Origin of the sequence: Halorussus ruber, from assembly GCF_004765785.1 — an archaeon.
GTDB classification, from domain to species: Archaea; Halobacteriota; Halobacteria; order Halobacteriales; family Haladaptataceae; genus Halorussus; species Halorussus ruber.
Genome location: NZ_ML219768.1, coordinates 143,654 through 160,788 on the forward strand (window position 1 = coordinate 143,654; position 17,135 = coordinate 160,788).

At 65.4% G+C, this 17,135-nt stretch carries 16 protein-coding genes; 5 read left to right on the forward strand and 11 right to left on the reverse strand.

The annotated features are described in order from the left end of the window. Positions 1 to 31: 31 nt before the first annotated feature. The 3 genes from EPL01_RS00705 to EPL01_RS00715 form a co-directional block, all read right to left on the reverse strand. A complete protein-coding gene (locus tag EPL01_RS00705; RefSeq protein ID WP_135823345.1) occupies positions 32 to 874 on the reverse strand; it encodes an RNA ligase family protein in 843 nt (280 codons plus the stop codon). Positions 875 to 1,008: 134 nt separating this feature from the next. Continuing rightward, a complete protein-coding gene (locus EPL01_RS00710) occupies positions 1,009 to 1,389 on the reverse strand; it encodes an AzlD domain-containing protein (RefSeq protein WP_135823346.1) in 381 nt (126 codons plus the stop codon). Then, the gene (locus EPL01_RS00715; RefSeq protein WP_135823347.1) at positions 1,386 to 2,117 is read right to left on the reverse strand and encodes an AzlC family ABC transporter permease; all 732 of its coding nucleotides are present in this window, start codon (positions 2,115 to 2,117) and stop codon (positions 1,386 to 1,388) included. The genes EPL01_RS00710 and EPL01_RS00715 overlap by 4 nt, the downstream gene beginning before the upstream one ends. 131 nt (positions 2,118 to 2,248) lie before the next feature. Between EPL01_RS00715 and EPL01_RS00720 the strand changes: the two genes are divergently transcribed. Then, on the forward strand, positions 2,249 to 4,030 hold the full coding sequence (locus EPL01_RS00720) for a hypothetical protein (RefSeq protein ID WP_135823348.1): 1,782 nt from the start codon (positions 2,249 to 2,251) through the stop codon (positions 4,028 to 4,030). 49 nt (positions 4,031 to 4,079) lie between these two features. Here EPL01_RS00720 and EPL01_RS00725 read toward each other — a convergent pair whose 3' ends face one another. After that, a complete protein-coding gene (locus EPL01_RS00725) occupies positions 4,080 to 4,817 on the reverse strand; it encodes a sporulation protein (RefSeq protein ID WP_135823349.1) in 738 nt (245 codons plus the stop codon). A 193-nt stretch (positions 4,818 to 5,010) separates the two neighbouring features. Here EPL01_RS00725 and EPL01_RS21320 point away from each other — a divergent pair, with 193 nt between their 5' ends. After that, complete coding sequence (locus tag EPL01_RS21320) at positions 5,011 to 5,148, forward strand: hypothetical protein (RefSeq protein ID WP_168215772.1); 138 nt, start codon at positions 5,011 to 5,013, stop codon at positions 5,146 to 5,148. A 2-nt stretch (positions 5,149 to 5,150) separates the two neighbouring features. Here EPL01_RS21320 and EPL01_RS00730 read toward each other — a convergent pair whose 3' ends face one another. Further along, the gene (locus EPL01_RS00730) at positions 5,151 to 7,256 is read right to left on the reverse strand and encodes a CHAT domain-containing protein (protein ID WP_135823350.1); all 2,106 of its coding nucleotides are present in this window, start codon (positions 7,254 to 7,256) and stop codon (positions 5,151 to 5,153) included. Positions 7,257 to 7,344: 88 nt separating this feature from the next. Further along, entirely contained in the window at positions 7,345 to 8,205 is an 861-nt protein-coding gene (locus tag EPL01_RS21325) for a DUF7504 family protein (RefSeq protein WP_168215773.1), read from the reverse strand. A gap of 171 nt (positions 8,206 to 8,376) precedes the next feature. On the opposite strand from EPL01_RS21325, the gene EPL01_RS00740 reads away from it, so the two are divergent. Continuing rightward, entirely contained in the window at positions 8,377 to 9,849 is a 1,473-nt protein-coding gene (locus EPL01_RS00740) for an aldehyde dehydrogenase family protein (RefSeq protein WP_135823351.1), read from the forward strand. 598 nt (positions 9,850 to 10,447) lie between these two features. Continuing rightward, entirely contained in the window at positions 10,448 to 11,191 is a 744-nt protein-coding gene (locus tag EPL01_RS00745) for a DUF8081 domain-containing protein (RefSeq protein ID WP_135823352.1), read from the forward strand. Positions 11,192 to 11,202: 11 nt separating this feature from the next. On the opposite strand, the gene EPL01_RS00750 is transcribed toward EPL01_RS00745, so the two are convergent. From EPL01_RS00750 to EPL01_RS00765, 4 genes are all read right to left on the reverse strand, one after another. Beyond that, positions 11,203 to 11,484 carry a hypothetical protein gene (locus tag EPL01_RS00750; RefSeq protein ID WP_135823353.1) on the reverse strand — a complete coding sequence of 94 codons (282 nt, stop codon included), beginning with the start codon at positions 11,482 to 11,484 and terminating at the stop codon, positions 11,203 to 11,205. 333 nt (positions 11,485 to 11,817) lie between these two features. Continuing rightward, the gene (locus EPL01_RS00755) at positions 11,818 to 12,639 is read right to left on the reverse strand and encodes an ABC transporter permease (RefSeq protein ID WP_135823354.1); all 822 of its coding nucleotides are present in this window, start codon (positions 12,637 to 12,639) and stop codon (positions 11,818 to 11,820) included. Next, positions 12,636 to 13,508, reverse strand: a complete 873-nt coding sequence (locus EPL01_RS00760) for an ABC transporter ATP-binding protein (RefSeq protein WP_135823355.1) — start codon at positions 13,506 to 13,508, stop codon at positions 12,636 to 12,638. Before EPL01_RS00760 ends, EPL01_RS00755 begins: the two co-directional genes overlap by 4 nt. After that, on the reverse strand, positions 13,505 to 15,451 hold the full coding sequence (locus EPL01_RS00765) for a NosD domain-containing protein (RefSeq protein ID WP_135823356.1): 1,947 nt from the start codon (positions 15,449 to 15,451) through the stop codon (positions 13,505 to 13,507). Before EPL01_RS00765 ends, EPL01_RS00760 begins: the two co-directional genes overlap by 4 nt. A gap of 146 nt (positions 15,452 to 15,597) precedes the next feature. Here EPL01_RS00765 and EPL01_RS00770 point away from each other — a divergent pair, with 146 nt between their 5' ends. Then, positions 15,598 to 16,275 carry a nitrous oxide reductase accessory protein NosL gene (locus tag EPL01_RS00770; protein ID WP_135823357.1) on the forward strand — a complete coding sequence of 226 codons (678 nt, stop codon included), beginning with the start codon at positions 15,598 to 15,600 and terminating at the stop codon, positions 16,273 to 16,275. Here EPL01_RS00770 and EPL01_RS00775 read toward each other — a convergent pair. Beyond that, positions 16,262 to 16,996, reverse strand: coding sequence for an SOUL family heme-binding protein (locus tag EPL01_RS00775; protein ID WP_135823358.1), 735 nt, complete (start codon positions 16,994 to 16,996; stop codon positions 16,262 to 16,264). The two genes, EPL01_RS00770 and EPL01_RS00775, sit on opposite strands and share 14 nt — an antisense overlap. Positions 16,997 to 17,135: the final 139 nt, after the last annotated feature.

Below are 17,135 nucleotides of genomic sequence, written 5' to 3' on the forward strand. Positions count from 1 at the left end.
ACGAGTTTTAAAGACGTGGTAGTCACGTAGTCTATATTTCTGAGAGGAACTCTTGGGTCCGCGCCGCGACCTCGGACCGGAAATCGCTCAGGTCTACCGACGACTGTTCGTGGAACAGTCGGTGGTACTCCTCGCGGGCGATGGCCTCGACCACGCGCTCGTAGACGGCGTCGAAGGTGACGGGCCGCCCGGCGGATTCCAACCTGCGAGCAACCGCCTCGACTCGCTGGCGGGTCGCGTACCGCTCGGCGAGTTCGTCGGCGGGGGCCGAAAGCGGTTCGGCGTCTGGTTCACTCTCGAAGTCGGGATGACGAATCACGGCGCGCTGGCCGGTCTTGTTCCGGACCACGACGCCCGCGGCGGGGCCGTCGTACCACGCCGAGGACGGAACCTCGTAGCTCTCGGGACTGAAGTCGATTGCGCGGGCCTCCTTCTGGAAGACGTTGACCGAGTCGAGACCGAGGCGGTCGTAGACCCGCTCGACCGAGTCCGGCGGGAGGAAGCGCTCCTCTGCCCCGTTCCACACGTCGAAGCCCAGAATCGAGGGGGTGCGCCCCCAGTCGTAGTCGATGGCCCGCCGGACCGTCGCCTCGGCGAAGAAGACGACCGAGGAGAGGTCCTCGACGGAGGCCCGGAGCGCCTCGCGGTCGAACGACTCGCGGGCGTGCCGGACCGCGTGGTGGTAGGCCAAGGGCACGTCGTCGGTGTCCGACCCGTAGACGCGCTGCCGGTCGCCGAATTCGAGGACGCCCGACTCCCGGAGGCGGAAGCGAAGGTGCAGGCCGTCGATTCGCTCCTGAATCCAGAGGTGGCCCGCGTCGAACAGGTCGGCCGGGGCCTCCTCGGCGCGCGGGACCGGCGGGAACTGCTTCATGGCGAGTCCGTTGTCGCGGGGACGGGGTAAGCGTTGGTATCCGTGAATGAAATTATTTGTTTAGTTATTATTTTCATTTCTTAAAGACGTATATACGATTCTTCCGTCGTCCGGTTCGGCGACCGGTTCCGAAATCACACCCCGAGCGGAAGCCACTCCAGCGTCCAGAGCGCCACCATCCCGACCACGATGGTCCAGAGCATGCTCTCGGTCCGCCACGCGACCACCGCCGCCAGCAGACCCGCCAGCAGTCTCGTGTTATCCGCGCCGAGCGCGAGCGTCCCGTCGAGGTAGACCAGCCGCGGGGCCACGATGGCGGTCAGGACCGCCGCGGGCACGTACTTCAGCGCGCGCTCCAACCCCGACGGGACCTCGTCGAGTCGCCCGAACAGCGCGATGAACGAGAGCCGGATGGCGAAGGTGCCGAGACTGGCCGCGAGGACGACCAGCCAGATGGACGTGTCGCCGAGCGGTTGGGTCGCAAGCGGTTGACTTGCGAGCGGTTGGGCGGTCACGACTGCTCTCGCACCTCCTCCGACCCTGCGCCGACGCCTTCCGCCAGCACTCCGGCGACGATACCGCCGAGCGCGGCGACCAGAATCCCGACGTTGAACGGCAAGCCGACCCCCACGATTGCGAGGAGGCCCGCCACGACTCCCGCGAGGTACGATGGCGCGTCGTCCAGCGCGGGAAAGAGCAGGCCCATGAACAGCAGGGGGATGGCGAAATCGAGTTGCCAACTCGACGGCACTCGCGCGCCGAAGACGATGCCGACGACGCTCGACCCGACCCACGTCGCCCAGAGCGGGACGGCGGTGCCGAGGTAGTACCACCGGCCCTCGCCGGTCGGGTCCGGCGCGTTCGGCCCCTCGAACTTGGCGACCGAGAGCGCGTAGGTCACGTCCAGCAGGAAAAACGAGACCACCAGTTTCCACCGCGCCGAGAGGTCCCGGAAGTGCGCGCCGAGCGACGCGCTGTACATCAGATACCGCAAGTTGACCACCAGCGCGGTCAGGACGACGACCGTCAGCGGCGCGCGCTCGCCGATCAACTCGACCGCCGCGACCTGCGCCGCCCCGGCGAACAGCATCCCCGCGAACGCGGCGGCCTGCACCGGGTCGAAGCCCGCGCCGACCGTCGCCACTCCGGCGATGACGCCGAACGGGACGTTGGCGGGGAGCGCCGGAAGCACGTCCCGAACGCCGGAGCGAAACGCGGAGCGAGCATCGGACCCGGACGACATGCCCGTAGCTACGGGCGAGCGCCAGCAAGAAGGTTTGCGAAGCGGTCAGACAGGTGCGATTCCGTGGAAAAATTTATCTCTATCGGGATAGAATTTTTCTATCTACTCATAAGTGTGAAAATACAATATATATGGCTAGAAAACCCGTGCCGTCGAGTACCGGTCGCCTGATTCTCGCGGTCATCCTGTCCGGACTCGCACTCCTTCCGAAACTGCTCGCCCTTCCGGGCCTTCGATTGCTTAACGACTCGATTTCGATAACGGTCGTAACCGTCCTCGTCCGTGAGTTGTACCCGGCGGCAGGCGTCGGTTTCCTACTCCTTTTGAGCTATCTGGTCTTCGCAGAGTTCGTACGGGAGGGCTCCTCGAACGCGTCGGCGTTACAACTCTCGATTTCTTCGGTTCTCGGGCTTTCGCTTGCGATCGGGTACGTTCTCTTCTCGCTCGCGCTGTGGATTGACAGCTGGGTAGTCCAAGACGTCGCACACGGAGTCATCATCTCGGCCTCTCGAGCCATCTACATGTCGCCTGTCAGAATGGTCGTAGACCCTGTCACGGTTCGCTCCGTCGAAATGTCCCTCGTGAGTACCGTCAACTCTGTCCACCGCCTCTTTGTCCGGAGTTCCGCTCGTTCGACCCGGTGGCCAGCCTACCTCTTCGTGTCGTACCTCGCCGTCGCTGAGCTCTCGACAAGAACTGGGTGGCTCGATGGGGCCTCTCGAACGATGCAGCTCACAGTCCGCGCCGTTGCTGCAGTATTCACGCTGATTTACGGTCTCGTGCTTGCTCATAATTTCTTCCCTACTCCCGATACTCTTCCGTGGCGCGCTCCGACCATCTCCCTCTGGCTACTCGTTCATACCAGCATCTCTGCCCTCGTCCTCACTCTTCTTCGGCCGGTCACGACGACTGAGACCGACCAGTCGCGTCCGTTCGTTCCGGCGACCGTCGCCGTATTCCTCCTTCTCGGTATCGTTATCGCCGTCATCGACGGGCTGTACCCGCTTCCGGAGGTGTTGCTAATCGGTTCGGTTTCCGCGGTAGCGGTCGGTCGCTGGCTGTCGGTACCGAGACTACGCCGGTTCACCGTTCGTGCCGCCGATGTCGAAACACAACTCCTCGAGGGACTCGCGGCGGCATGGTCGGAACCAGAGCGCCTTTTCGGCTTGTTCGTGGCGTTCGAGGGATTTTGGCTCGGTGGCCGGGTCGTCTGGATGGTGCTATTCAGCATCGGAAGCCCGTTTTCGAGTTCGGTGGAGCTATCGCCGCTGGCGGCGGTCCTGCTCGTCGTTTTGCTTTCCCCGGTCGTGTTAGCGGCGGGCTACTGGATGTGGTTCTGGACGTATGAAGTTCGACGCCACGTAAGGTCGGCCGACACGCCCGAGCGCCTCCCGGACCTGCTCGTGTTTCCGACGATGGCTATCGCGTCGTTCCTCGTGGCTAACCGACTATTTGAGATACATCTCGTCGTCGGACTCTTCGCGGTCGGTGGCGTCTTACTCGGTCTCGCCGGTATGCGGTGGAGCGTTCGCGCTCGGCGTTCGGGTCGGTCGTTCCCATGGTCTGAGGACGACCACGTGATGGCACTCGCGTTCCTCGTCCAGTTCGGCGGCCTCGAACTCGCGTCCCAGATTTCCCCGAGTTCCTACGATTCGTCGGGGCCTCACCTTCTGGTGTTACTACTCACGCTCGTCCCACTGTACTGGTATCCGAAGGTACGCCGAGACGGTGTCGGACCGATTCCGTCACTTCCGGCGTCGCTCGGTATCGTCGCCGTCGTTACCGCAGTCGTGACGCCGTATGCCGCTCGGTTCGAGCCATTCGTCATTTTCAATAGCGGTCTTCTCGGCGTCGCCGCAGTCATGTTGGCGTGGTCGATGACGCTCCGGGATGCCTTTACTGCGGTTCGCTGAGATAATCGCTGTCTCACATCGACAGACGGCCGGGTGACTACACAATCGCTCAGACGAATTTCGAAATCGTCCGCTCCAAGCCGTCACGAATCGCGTCCGGGTCGGTCTCTCGGACCGTCAGACTCGTCTTGGACTCGTCGGTTTCGGCCAACTCGCTCAACAGGCCACCCCGGCGGTCGATTTCGATGAACAGCGTTAGCTCCTCGGGCCTCTCGGACACCACCAGTTCCACCTCGTCCAAGTCGCCCCGGAAGGGACCCGCCTGCGGGCGGAACTCGAATTCTTGGACGAACCGGTTGCCGGTGCCGTACCGGTCGTAGGGGTCGGCCTCGCACTCGACGCTCCGGAACGAAAAGCCGAGGTCCTCCATCGCGTCGAAGACCGCCTGCAAGCGCGGGGTCGGTCGCACGTCGAGGTAGTCGGTGTCCTCGGGGTCCACCGCCCAGTCGATGTCGAGTTCGGTCTCGACCCACACGTCCACGTTGCCCAGCGTCACGGGCGTCCCGTAGGGAATCTCGATTTCGACCGAGCGAGTCTCCTCTCGGTCGGGTTCGATGGTCAGGTCCTCGGTCAGGGTGAACCGGTCGATGTCGGCCTCCTCGTACCCCTCCTCGGTGGCGTACTTGGTCTCTAACTCGAAGCGAATCGCGCCGACCTCCTGCTCGGCGGACCCGCCGCTGATGTTGACTTCGGCGCTGACGGTTTCGCCGGGCGTGACGGTCGCGGAGGGCAGGACGGTATCGACTGTCGCGTTGCCGATTCCGACGGAAGCGAGAACTTTCTTCATGACTTCGGACTACTCCTCGTCGCCGGAGGTCGTGTATCTTTCGCAGACGAGATAATCTCTACCACGGAGCGAGTCGCTCGCGCCCACTCTGACCGCCTCTCGGCCACAAGATTCATTAGACATGATACTAAATGTACGTATTTGGGACAATATCGAAAAGTAAACTAAACACTAACGACTGATTTTTTGTTACATGTCCGTCGTAGAGAACACGGTCGAACGCGTCACAGGTAGTAAAACAATCGTCCATCTCGCGTGGTTGCTCGTCCTGCTCCTCGTGGAGACGGTCCCCGTCCTCGCCGGAAGTGGTTCCGGAAGCACCGGTCCGTAAATCTACTTATTACCCAGCCATTCGTGGACTAACATCAGCTTCCCATCGATTATTAACGGCGTGTGGGGCGGGTTATTGTGGATGTCAGCGATGCGTTCTTTCGTCGTCTCGAATTGATACGGTCCGGTAGACAGAAAGTGCGGTCCGTCGTCGAAATACGTCGTCGAAATACCGCCGATACTGTGGTCTCTCGTCGGATAGCCGTAACCAGTTAGCAAGAAGTGTTCACCGTCGCTGGGTTCGACCGTATACAGCAACGGAACCACGTCGTCAGTCTGAGTCAGGGTGAAACCGGGGTCACCGATAGCGATGTACCGTGACCCGACGAACGTGGACTCGCGGGTGATGGCGAGCGCGCTCCCGATACTGAATCCCGCCTGAAACAGTTTCGCCAGCGTCTCGCCGAGTTCGACCGCGGCGGGGTTTCCGACGTTGCCGAGACTCACGATACCACCGTGACAGCCAGCCTCGACCAGCGCCACGCCTTGGTTGTGCGACCGACAGGCGTTGAGGAGGAACGCTTTCATTCCGGCCTCGTCGAGGGTCTGGGCGTCCACCATCCCGTCCGAACACTCGAATCCTCGCCCGTCGATGTGACCGACGTAGTGGAAGAGGTCGGTCGGCGCTTGCAACAGCTCTCGGAGTTCGTCGGTCGTCACGTCGAAGTGGACGCTCGGGTCGAACGAAATCGTCTCCCGCGGTCCGTACACCTCCGCAATCGCGTCCCACTCCTCGCGCATCTGTTCGTCGTTACAGACGACCGTAATGTCGATGACGCCCTCGCTCGCGTCCTCTGATTCGTGGCCGAACGCCTCCCGAAGCACTTTCGTCCCGCGAATCGGCGTGCCGTCGCCGACCCACGCCTGTTCGAGGGCGTCCGCGTCGGGCATCTGGACGTACTCGTCGAGCGGCGGAACGCCCTGTCTCGACGGCGGACTGGCGTCTCTATCGGGGCTTCGGGTCGCGTCCGAGTCCGACAGCTCGCCTCGCTTGAAGTGGTCTATCGCGTCGCGGGTCTCGCGCATCTCCTCGGACTCGTCGTAGGTCGGCTGGGGCGGCGTCCGGAGAATCGAGAAGTCGTTAAGCAAGTACGGAAGGACCTCGACGTTCTCGGCGTCCGGTCGGACGTAGGTGACTCGGTGCCACTTCGGCATCGTCTCGGTCAGCGTCGAGTATGGGACCGAAAAGTACGCCTCCAACTGCTCTTCCAGCGGTGCGTCGTAGAGGGTCTCGAAGTCGAGATTTACGGACGGTTCGAGTTGTTTCCGGTTTGCCAGCTCGATGGGATAGAGTCCTTCGGTGCGGGTGAGACAGTCGAGGAAGAACGTCCGTCTGAGAGTCCGGACTACCTCGTCCTCGAACCCACCGCGACCGTCGAAACGGTGTTCGAATCCGCCGACGGTCAACCGCGGCGTCTCGCCCGGCACGACGTCCGCGCCGAAGTAGTAGGCCAGCGGTGCAACCGGGTAAATCGCATCGAGCGTCGGCGGAATCTCGATGGTGACGCCGGTATCGGGCACGTCGAGTTCGTCGGGAATCGACAGTTCGTCGCCGCGTTCGATTCGGGGCGGGTGTCCCCGGAGCGTCGGCCACGACCGCTCGCAAGTCGTCGTCTTGAGACCCGACCCGAACGTCGAAACCGCGGCCATCACGTCTTCGGGGTCGTCGGTCGTCGTGACGGTCGCTTCCGGCGACTCGTGAAACGACCGCACGCCGATTTCGACCGTCGCCTCGCGGTCGAACTCGAACCGCATCGATTCAGTGTCCGATTCGACGCTAATCCCGGCATCGACGCGAAGGTAGAGTTTGAGAGGAGCAGTAAGTTCGAGCAGATACTCGCCGGGCGGAAACTCGACCGATACGTCGTGGGCGAGGTCCGCGATTACCTCGTCGGCGGGTTGGCGGACGTAGGTCAGTACCATGTACGGCAGTCGAATGGCGTCAGTTTCGACCGCCGCCGCGGACGTGACCGGGAACCTGAACGAGTCCGGATCGGCGGACGCCAACTCGACCGGAGACTCCGTCAGGAAGATAAACCGGCGGGTCTCGATGGGGTCTACGACCTCGAATCCGGTGGAATCGTCGAGCGTGTCGAACCTCGGTGGCATCTACAACCTCCTGGGGACAACCTGTTTCCGGCGTGTGGCGATTCGGCTACGAAACATCTCGGCCGGGGGTACTCGAACTTTTCGCCTGTCAGAGGGGAACCCACGGCATGGTCGCGTCCGACTCGGGGAGGTGCCACCGCTCCTCGGCGCGGTGGGGTCGCGGCGAATCGCCAGACGAGTCGGTCGCACACTCGATCGTCGTTCGAAGCTCGACGACGGCGTCGAACTCCTCGACGAGTCCCTGACAGGTGTCGCTGTCGTAGGCTACCGGCAGGACGTAGTGGGCCATCGCGTCCCGGTCGTGGACGCGGTCGGTGACCGCGCGGAGGAATCGGCGCACGGCCTCGCGGTCGTAGCGGTCGAGCAGCGGTACGAGCGAATCGACCGACAGGCGGACCGACGCGGGGCGGTGGCTCCGAACGCCGAAGGCGTCGAGCGCCGAGACGAGTTCCCGCCGGAAGGCTTCGAGGTCGGCGTCGCTTACGTCCACTTCGGGGATGGCCTCTCCGAGGACGGTCGTCTCGGGCGCGGTGGTGTCGGCAGTAGGGGTGTCGGGTGCGGTGGTGTCGGGTGTAAGGTTGTCGTACGCGGCGGTGTCGGCGGTAAGGTTGTCGGGCGCGGCAGTGTCGGCAGTTCGCTGTGACCCGACGGCGTGGGTGACGATTTTCGTCGTCTCCGAGCGCGGGCGCGGCGCAACCTCGGCCGACGGAAGCCTGTCGCGGACGCTCTCGGGGGTCGCGTCGGTGAGTCCGAACACCCGCCAGCGACGCGCGTCGGCGTCGCCGAGCATGCTCTCGCTAGCCCGGGTGAAGAGTTCCCGGGGCACGTCACCGACGACCAGCAGATTACAGCCCTCGCGCTTGAGTCGCCGGAGTCGGGACTGGAAGACCGCGAGGTCCTCCTCGGACGTGTCGGCCCCGCATTCGTTTCCAGAACCGCTACCACTCATTTAACGGCAATTTACGGTTCACGGGTTATAAACTTTCGTCAATCGGCGGCGTTTATCCGAGCAGTTCCAGAAGCGGTCGAAAGGAAGACACGTCTGGAGTGGGCGCTGACGGGTCGGCATCGTCCGGGAGACTCGATTGACTTTTTGCCATCGGGCTACCAAGTCTAAGTCGTGACGGAAAGAGGCTTCACCACCGACGGCAGTTGGAACGCACTGTATCTGGACGGCGAGTGGGTCGAGGCGGACGACCGCGACACCATCGCGGTCGAGAACCCCGCCACCCGCGAGGAGATTACCGAGGTACCCGCGGCGACCGAGGAGGACGTGGACCGCGCCTACGAGGCCGCGGCCGAGGCCCAGGAGTCGTGGGCGGCCACGTCCGTCGAGGAGCGCAACGCGGTCATCGAGGACGCCATCGAACTGCTGGACGAGAAGCGCGACGAGATTCTGGAGTCGCTGGCCATCGAGTCCGGCAGCGCCAGCGCCAAGGCGTTCGCCGAGTGGCAGACCGCCAAGGGCCTGTGCCACCACTCGCTGGGCTTCGGCGAGCAGATGGGCACCGAGACCAGCGAGTCGATGATTCCCGGCAAGGAAAACGAGGTCGAGCGCGTCCCCGAGGGCGTCGTCGGCGTCATCTCGCCGTGGAACTTCCCGTTCAACCTCTCGCTGCGCGCCGTCGTTCCCGCGCTGGCGACCGGCAACAGCGTCGTGCTGAAGCCCGCGTCTTCGACGCCCGTGATTGGGGGCCTCCTCATCGCGCGCATCTTCGAGGAGGCGGGCCTGCCCGAGGGCGTGCTGAACGTGATTACCGGCCGCGGCTCGGACGTGGGCGACCGGATGGCCTCCCACCCGGAACTCGACGTGATGGCGTTCACGGGGTCGACCGAGGTCGGCAAGCGCGTCGCCTCGCTGGCGGGCGAAGCCCTCGCACTCCCCGCGATGGAACTCGGCGGCAACAACCCGTTCGTCGTCACCGAGGACGCCGACGTTGACGCCGCGGTCGATAGCGCGGTGTTCGGCTCCTTCCTCCACCAGGGCCAAATCTGCATCTCCATCAACCGCCACCTCGTCCACGAGGACCTCTACGACGAGTACGTCGAGAAGCTCGCCGAGCGCGCCGAGGCCCTGCCCATCGGCGACCCGCGGGAGCGCGAGAACGTCATCGGCCCGGTCATCGACGAGGGCCAGCGCGACGACCTGCTCGAATACGTCGAGGAGACCGTCGAACAGGGCGCGACCCTCGAAACCGGCGGCGAGGCCGACGACCTCTTCTTCGAACCGACGGTCCTCTCGGACGCCGAGAACGACATGGCCGCGGCCTGCAACGAACACTTCGGTCCGATTGCACCGGTCATCCCCTTCTCGGACGAGGACGAGGCGGTCAAACTCGCCAACGACACCGAGTACGGCCTCGCGGCGGCGGTCCACACGGGCGACCTCGACCGCGGACGCGACCTCGCCGACCGCATCGAGGCTGGCATGGTCCACATCAACGACCAGCCCGTCAACGAGGAGCCCGCCGTCCCGTTCGGCGGCATGAAGGCCTCGGGCATCGGCCGCTACGACGGCGACGAAATCTTCCACGAGTTCACCCAGACGAAGTGGGTGTCGGTCCAGAACGAGACGCGCGACTACCCCTTCTGAGACCACCTTTTGCGACCACCTTTTGCGACCACCTTTTTTCTTCGTCGGGTGTCCTCGGGCGTGACCTGCGGTCACGCCCTGCGGGCACCGCTCCTCGAAAAAATGTGGATCAAAAAAGGGCCGCTCGCTCGTCGCTTCGCTCCTCGCTCGCGGTAGAGAAGCTAGTTCGGTCCGCACCGCTCCGCACAGCACCGCGCCGCTCCGCAGGTGAGTTTTTCGGCGTCGTGAGCCGGTGAATCATCCACCCGGCGCGCGCTGGCGCGGCTTCATGCCGCGCCATCGGCGTGCGAGGGACGAGTGAGCGAAGCGAACGAGGAGGCTGGGGAGGACGAGGTGCGGTCGCGGGGCGGTTGCGGTGACTCCTCGGCTCAAGCCTGAAGCTAGCTTCTTCCGCTCTTCCGACTTCGTCTCGCGCTCCGGCAAGAAATCTCGCGCACATCCAAAATTCGTAGCAAAATTGGTGTCGAGGGTATTAAAGATAGGAACACAATTACTAAACAAATATTTCTAATTCTTAAACATAACTAAAAGTACCTACACCAGCACTCACAATCGCGCATCTTCAGACTCAAGTGACCGCCGCGACCAGACACCACCAATGAATCCCGTCTCCGACCCGTTTCGCGTCGCCGTCAAGGACAGCGCCCGCGAGGCCAACAGGGCCGTCCGGCGACTCGTGCGCGAGGAGGGCGACCGACTCGACTTCGACTCGAAGGCCGAGGCCCACCGTCGCGCCCGGAAACTCTCGGCCGACGACGAGACGGTCAAGGTTCAGCGCGCCGCGCCGAACGACCCCGACGAGGTGGACGGCTACCTCGTGGCGTGGCCCGAGCGCAAGCGGTGGGACCCCGAGGGGTCGCCGACCGAGGGGTTGACCTTCGACACCGAGGCCAACCAGTACGGCGCGCTCGGCGAGGCCGTGATTTTCTCGCCCGAGGTCAACCCGCCCCTGCTGACCCACTTCGCGCGAGTGGACGCCGACCTCGCCGAGCGCGAGGCCGACGACGTGCGCGTGGAACTCGACCGCGACCCGGACCCCGTGACCGTCGGCACGAGCAAGCGGTGGGAACCCGACTGCCGCGCGGTCGTGCGCCTCGGGCCGAACCGCCCGGTCCTGACCGAGTACTGGTGCGAGGTCAAAGCGGGCGACGGGTCGTTCGAGCGAAGCCAGCGCGAGGCGATGGCCGCGAAGGCCCGCGAATCGACCGTCCTCAAGATTCGCGTCGAGTTGGACGACCTGCCCGAGAGCTACACCGCGTGGGTCCGGAGAGTCGAACCCGGCGAGGGCGGCGGCGAGGACGAGTCGTATCGAATCAACGCGAGTCTCGGTGACTTCTCGTAGGACACCGTTTCTCAGAACCTGACACCGGAGCGGGCGATGAGAACGGAGTCGCCCTCCTCGGGCGTCCATTCGATTTCAATCGTCTGCCCGTCAGTTATCGAAGTTCCCTTTCCGCCGCTAATCGTCAGCGTATCGTCAGACTCTACGGTTTCCGTCCATTCGTTGACCTCCTCGTTGTACTTCGAGGCCGCGACGTCACCAGACTCGAAGGCGGTAGTTCCATCGACGGTGACGGTGAGCCGACTTGCGTCGATAGAATCGCCGCCGTGATGCGTGACGGAAACGCTGCCCACACCGTCCTGCTTCGTGTACTCGAAGGTGAACGAGGCCGCAGGACTGCTCCAAGCCGACGGTGACTCCGTTGCGTCTGCCGAAGTCTGTTCGTCATCGGAGCCGTGTCCACCCTCGGTCGTCGTTTCTCTCGCCGACGGCTCTGTCGTCCCTTTCGTTGCCGGTTTCGTCGTCTTCTCCGTCGTCGTGGTTCCGGACGCGCCGGTCCGGTCCGCGTCGCCGAGACAACCTGCACTCGTAGCGAGAAGGACCCCGGCTACGGCTTCGATATACTGTCGTCTGTGAGTCACGTCTTTGAAGCCGAAGACAGCGATAATTTGTCTTTTGGTTGACTCCTACCGCCGCGTCCCCGACCAGACCGTGAGGACTGCGACCGCGAGCGCGCCGACCAACCACCCCAGCAAACCGACGACGCTCGCCGCGGGGGAAGCCGCGGGCGCGCCCGACGCAATCCCGCCGACCACCGTCTCCAGCACCAACCCGCGGAAGGCGCTGTTCGGACTCAGCGCGAGGAGAACGTCGAGTCCGCCCTCGGGGACGATTCCGCCCGCGAGGCCCGCGACGATGCTCGCGTCGAACCCGACCACCAGCGCCACGCCGAGCGCGATGGCGACGACGAGGCCCGAGCGCGTCGTCCCGGCGGTCGTGGACACCGCCAGCGCCGCGGCCATCAGCACCAGCGCGAACAGCGACGTGAGCGCGACGAACCGCAGGTAGACCAGCGGCGAGTCGGTCGCGCCGTGGGAGGCGATGACCTGCGTCCCGACCCCGCCGAACGCGGGCACGAGGAGCGCCACCGCCAGCAGAGGCGCGACCACCGCGACCAACAGCGCCGCGGCGCGGCCCAGATACACCCCGACGACGAACGTCGCCCGCGAGACGGGGTAGGTCCGAATCACGTCGAGTTCGCCGCGCTCCTCGTCGCCGAGGACCGACCGGTAGCCAAAGGCCAGCGCCAGCGCGGGCACCAAGACCTCGACCGGCGTGAGGAGGTCGAGTACGAGGGGAACGTAGCCGATTGCGCCGGCGGTCCACGCCAGTACCGCCACGACGAGCGCGAACCCGCCGGACAGCGCGAGGAAGGCCCGCGTCCGGACGACGGTGTTCAGTTCCCGACCGACGACCGCGAACGCCCGGTCGAGCGACCGGCGATTCACTCGTCGTCACCTCCGGGGGCTTGGACGCCCGCGGACGGCGCGGCCGAGTCGGCCGCGCCGTCCGCGTCCGTTTCACCGACCGCTTCGCCCTCGCGGTCCGCTCCACCGATGCTGACCGCGCCCTCCTCGCCGCCCGTGAGTTCGAGGAAGGCCCCGCGGAAGTCCTCGGCCTCGGTCCGGGCCACGAAGTCGGCGGGCGACCCGGACATGACCACGTCGCCGTGGTCGAGCAGCAGCACGTCGTCGGCCTCTCCGGCCCCGGTCAGGTTGTGGGTCGCCAGCAGAATCCCCATCCCGTCGTCGGCGAGGTCCGCCACCACGTCGAAGACGTACTCGGTCATCCGGGGGTCCAAGTCGCCGGTCGGTTCGTCCAGCACGACCAGTCCGGGGTCGCCGAGGATGGCCTGTCCAACGCCAAGCAATCTCGTCATCCCGCCCGAGAGGGCGTCAACTCGTCGGTCGGGGACCTGCGACAGGCCGACGCGGTCGAGGACGGCCGACACGTCCACCTCCTTCTCCAGCAGGTCGGCGTAGAACTGAAGCGTCTCCTCGACGGTGAACGCCGGGCGGAAGGCCGGACTCTGGGGCAGGTAGCCGATTCGACGCCCGCTGTCGGGCGACCGCTCGATTTCCACCCGGCCCTCGTCGGGGTCCAGAAGTCCGAGGACCGCCCGCAGGAGCGTGGTCTTGCCCGACCCGTTCGGCCCGACCAGCGCGGTGACGGTCCCCTCCGCGAGCGAAAACGAGAGGTCAGAGAACACGTCCACGTCGCCGAACGAGTGGCCGAGACCCTCGACTTCGAGGACCTGCGTCTGGTTGCGTCCCTCCGATACCTCTCGCTCGCTTCCGGACTGAGTGTCGTCTGTCATTGCGCTCCTCCTGTCTGATTCGTCTCGGTCGCGTTCGTCCCACCGGTCTCCGCGGCGACGACCGCGGGCCGGACCGGGTCGGCCAGCGGTGCCTCGTCCACGACCCCGGTCGGCCGGAGGCCGGGGACGACGCCCTGAAGCGCCCGGAGCGCGGACAGCGCGGGCGAGTTCGCCAGCGTCTTCGCGCCGGAGACCTCGTCCACCCGGCTATCGACCGGGCCGCTGGGGTGGAAAGACCGCTCCAGCACGCCGTCGCCGTCGGTGTCGCCGCCGGGCGCGCCCGACCAGTAGTTGCCCCGACCGTCGGCGGTCCAGACCCGGAGGGGACCGAGCGTCGAGGAGACGTACTCGTCGTTGGCCGCGAAGTCGTTCTCGGTGACCAGATTGGTCGGAATGAGCGACGAGGCCCGGAAGCCCACGTCGTTGCCGACGACGACGTTGCGCTCGTAGATGGAGGTCTTGGAGGGCGCTTCGATGCCGTAGTGGTTGTTCACGACCACGTTCTGTGCGACGTAGGACGCCCGCCCGCCGACGTTGACCCCCGAGTAGCTGTCTCGGACCTCGTTGCCGACGATGAGGTTGCCCTCGGGCCGAGTCATCACGACCACGCCCATGTCGGCCCCCGAGACGGTGTTGTTCGCCACCAGCGCGTCCGAGGTGTACATCTCGTGGACGCCGAAGCGCATCCCCTCCTCGCCGACCATTCGGTTGTTCCGGACCACGATGCCGTCCGAGAGGTGGGTGTAGACGCCGTCGCGCCCGCCGACGAACGTCGAGTTCTGGACGACGAGTTGCGAGCGCATCACCATCACGCCCATGAAGCCCTCCTGCCAGTTGTCGCTCCCGTTGACTCGCACGTCGTCCACGACGGCGTGCTGGCTCCAGCGCACGACGACCCCGTTCGCCGGGGTGTCCACCGTCACGTTCCGGACCAGCGACTCGTTGGCCGAGTCGAGGGTGACGCCCGCGTCGCCGTAGCCGTAGCCGAGCTGGACGCGGTAGTCCCACTGGCCCGACCGCTCGGTCGAGACGTTCTCGGCCGAGAGGGTGCCCCCGACGCCGGAAATCCGGAGGTCGGCGACTGCCACGCGCGAGGAGATCGCGGTCACGACGGTTCCGTTCCCGTCACCTCGGAGGTGCGTCGCGTTTCCGGCACCCCGGAGCGTCAGGGGCTTGTCGATGGTGACGTTCGCGTCGTAGGTCCCCGGCGGGACACGGACAGTAGTATTGGGCGGGGCGGCCTCGACCGCCGCCGAGAGCGTCGGGGCGTCCTCGCCGACCACGACCGAGACCGGCCGGTCGAGGAGGTCCTCGGTCTCGGCGACTCGCTCGTCGGCCCACGAGTGGCGACTGGTGACCTCCTGCTGGAAGGCCTCGCGTGTCGCGGCCCCGGTTCCGAACGACATCGAGCGGACCGCGTCCCAGCGCCGAATCTCGCCGCCGTACTCGTCGGCGAACTCCTCGGCGGCCGACTTCGAGGAGTACGGTACAATTGATTCCCCCGCGGGCGTTCGGGCGCGACTCCCGACGACGAAGTACGCCTCCTCGGCGGCCACCCACCCGACGTAGGCCGAGGCGTCGTCGGGTTGTCGGAGGAACCCGTCGTCGCCGACCTGTAATTGGGCATTGGCGTAGTCGCTGACGTAAATCGTGAGCGGGACGCCGAACTGGCGGGCGTGGCCCTCGCGGCCGAGTTCGTCCACCAGCGAGGTGACGCCGTGGTAGCCGACGACGTAGCGATACTGGGAGTAGAAGACCTGCGCGCGCGGAATTTCGATGCCTCGCTCGCGGGCCTGCACGGTCCCGGCCGCCGTCATCCCCATGTCGATGGTGTCGGAGAACGGGGCGGGGTCGGGGCGCTGTGCGCCCACGTCCACGGCGAACGAGGCGCTACTCACCAGCAGGAAGGCGAACACGACGGCGAGGACGTGTTTCGGGTTCATCTCGGTTGGGTGACGACTGTCCGGAGTTCCCGGGGGAAAGCGTCTCGGGAGAGTGTAGACGCCGCTCCCTTTTACCCCCTTCTCTCGATTTTCAGTTCCTGAGAAATGGGCAAGGTGTATTGCTCCGCTGGCCCGAAGGCACGCACATGGACTCTCGGGACAGAAACGGACCTCGACACCACCACACGCCCGACCACAGTCACGACTGTAGCGGTCACAATCACGACCACGGCCACGACCAGACCACCAATGGTGGCACCAGCGAGCGACGCCGGAACGTCCTCCGGGCGGGCGCGCTCGGCATCACGGCCTCGCTCGCGGGGTGCCTCGGCGGTCTGACGGGAGACGGCGGCCAAGCGCCCGCGGCGGTCTCGCTCGCCGGAGGTCTCGCCTGCGACGTCTGCGGGATGGTCATCGAGAAGCACCCCGGCCCGAACGGCCAGATTTTCTACGCGGACGAGAGTCCCGAGGGCCACGACAACCCGGCGCGCTTCGACTCGCTCAAGCAGTGTTTCTTCCCGTACAAGCTCGAACACGACCAGATGGGCTGGAACCTCGACGCGGCCTACGTCACCGACTACTCGTCTGTGGAGTACGACGTCTCGACCCAAGGCGGCGCGACGACCATCTCCTCGTTCACGAAACCCGAGTCGTTCGCCCGCGCCGCGGACCTCAAGTACGTCGTGGACAGCGAGGTCGAGGGCGCGATGGGGCCGGACTTCATGCCCTTCTCCGAGGAGGACGACGCCCAGTCCTTCGCCGACGAGTACGGCGGCGAAGTCGTCGAGTACGGCGACATCGGCGAAGGCCTCATCGGGAAGTAGAGCCGCGCTCCCGCATCGCATCGGCGCTGACTTTCTCGACGGCTTCGTGGTCCACCTCGACCGCGACCTCGTTTCGGCGCATGAACGGCGGGGTCCACGGGTCGTCGTACTGGAGGAGCGTCGGGCGCGTCCGGGGTTCGATACCCCGCGCGTCGAGAGCGTCGAGGAGGGCGTCCCGGTGCTCGCCGACGCGCTCCTCGGTCGCGTACCACGAGAAGGACTCGACCGCGAGCGTCCGGGGCGGCTCGACCGCCAGTCGGACCGCGGGATTGGTCGGAATCGGCGCGTCGCCGGGACCGTAGTCCGCCGGGAGGTAGAACGCCATCGTGACCTCGCCCGCCGCTGACCGGGTACGAACCGGCGTCGTCATCGAAATCTCCTCGCTCCCGGGGTTGACCCCGCTCCGCTGGGTCCGGACCGGCGCGGTCATCGGGAGTTTCGCGCCCTGCGTCGCCACCGGCGAGGTCATCTCGACCTCGTCGCCGGACTCGTTCTCGCCGGAGATGTACCGGAACAGCCGGTTGAACGCCTCTCGCTCGTCCTCGGCGGTGGTCTCGGCGAGGACGAGTCGCGGGTAGCGCCGGAGTTCGACGCCGTCGAACTCCGCGACCGCCTCGTATGGGACCTCCTCGGTCGAGCGGTCCACGTAGGCCCCCCAGCCGACCCACGCGGTGAATAGTGCGCCCGCAGTCCCGAGTAGTGCCTTGGTTCGAGTTCGCATAGGTGCGGTACGGCGCAGATAGGCAAAAGTCCGCGTCCCGCATTCGTCTCTACTGACGTGAAATCTATCACACGAGGACAGTCGTCGTCCGGGTGTACTTCGGCTTCGGTATGCGTCCAAAAAAAAGGGACGACTTGAG

What these genes read in the sequence shown, in the direction of transcription:
- EPL01_RS00770 (WP_135823357.1), top strand. Translation starts at nt 15,598, where the DNA reads ATGGACTCTCGGGACAGAAACGGACCTCGACACCACCACACGCCCGAC.
- EPL01_RS00725 (WP_135823349.1), bottom strand. Translation starts at nt 4,817, where the DNA reads ATGAAGAAAGTTCTCGCTTCCGTCGGAATCGGCAACGCGACAGTCGAT.
- EPL01_RS00765 (WP_135823356.1), bottom strand. Translation starts at nt 15,451, where the DNA reads ATGAACCCGAAACACGTCCTCGCCGTCGTGTTCGCCTTCCTGCTGGTG.
- EPL01_RS00775 (WP_135823358.1), bottom strand. Translation starts at nt 16,996, where the DNA reads ATGCGAACTCGAACCAAGGCACTACTCGGGACTGCGGGCGCACTATTC.
- EPL01_RS00745 (WP_135823352.1), top strand. Translation starts at nt 10,448, where the DNA reads ATGAATCCCGTCTCCGACCCGTTTCGCGTCGCCGTCAAGGACAGCGCC.
- EPL01_RS00760 (WP_135823355.1), bottom strand. Translation starts at nt 13,508, where the DNA reads ATGACAGACGACACTCAGTCCGGAAGCGAGCGAGAGGTATCGGAGGGA.
- EPL01_RS00720 (WP_135823348.1), top strand. Translation starts at nt 2,249, where the DNA reads ATGGCTAGAAAACCCGTGCCGTCGAGTACCGGTCGCCTGATTCTCGCG.
- EPL01_RS21320 (WP_168215772.1), top strand. Translation starts at nt 5,011, where the DNA reads ATGTCCGTCGTAGAGAACACGGTCGAACGCGTCACAGGTAGTAAAACA.
- EPL01_RS00730 (WP_135823350.1), bottom strand. Translation starts at nt 7,256, where the DNA reads ATGCCACCGAGGTTCGACACGCTCGACGATTCCACCGGATTCGAGGTC.
- EPL01_RS00715 (WP_135823347.1), bottom strand. Translation starts at nt 2,117, where the DNA reads ATGTCGTCCGGGTCCGATGCTCGCTCCGCGTTTCGCTCCGGCGTTCGG.
- EPL01_RS00705 (WP_135823345.1), bottom strand. Translation starts at nt 874, where the DNA reads ATGAAGCAGTTCCCGCCGGTCCCGCGCGCCGAGGAGGCCCCGGCCGAC.
- EPL01_RS21325 (WP_168215773.1), bottom strand. Translation starts at nt 8,205, where the DNA reads ATGAGTGGTAGCGGTTCTGGAAACGAATGCGGGGCCGACACGTCCGAG.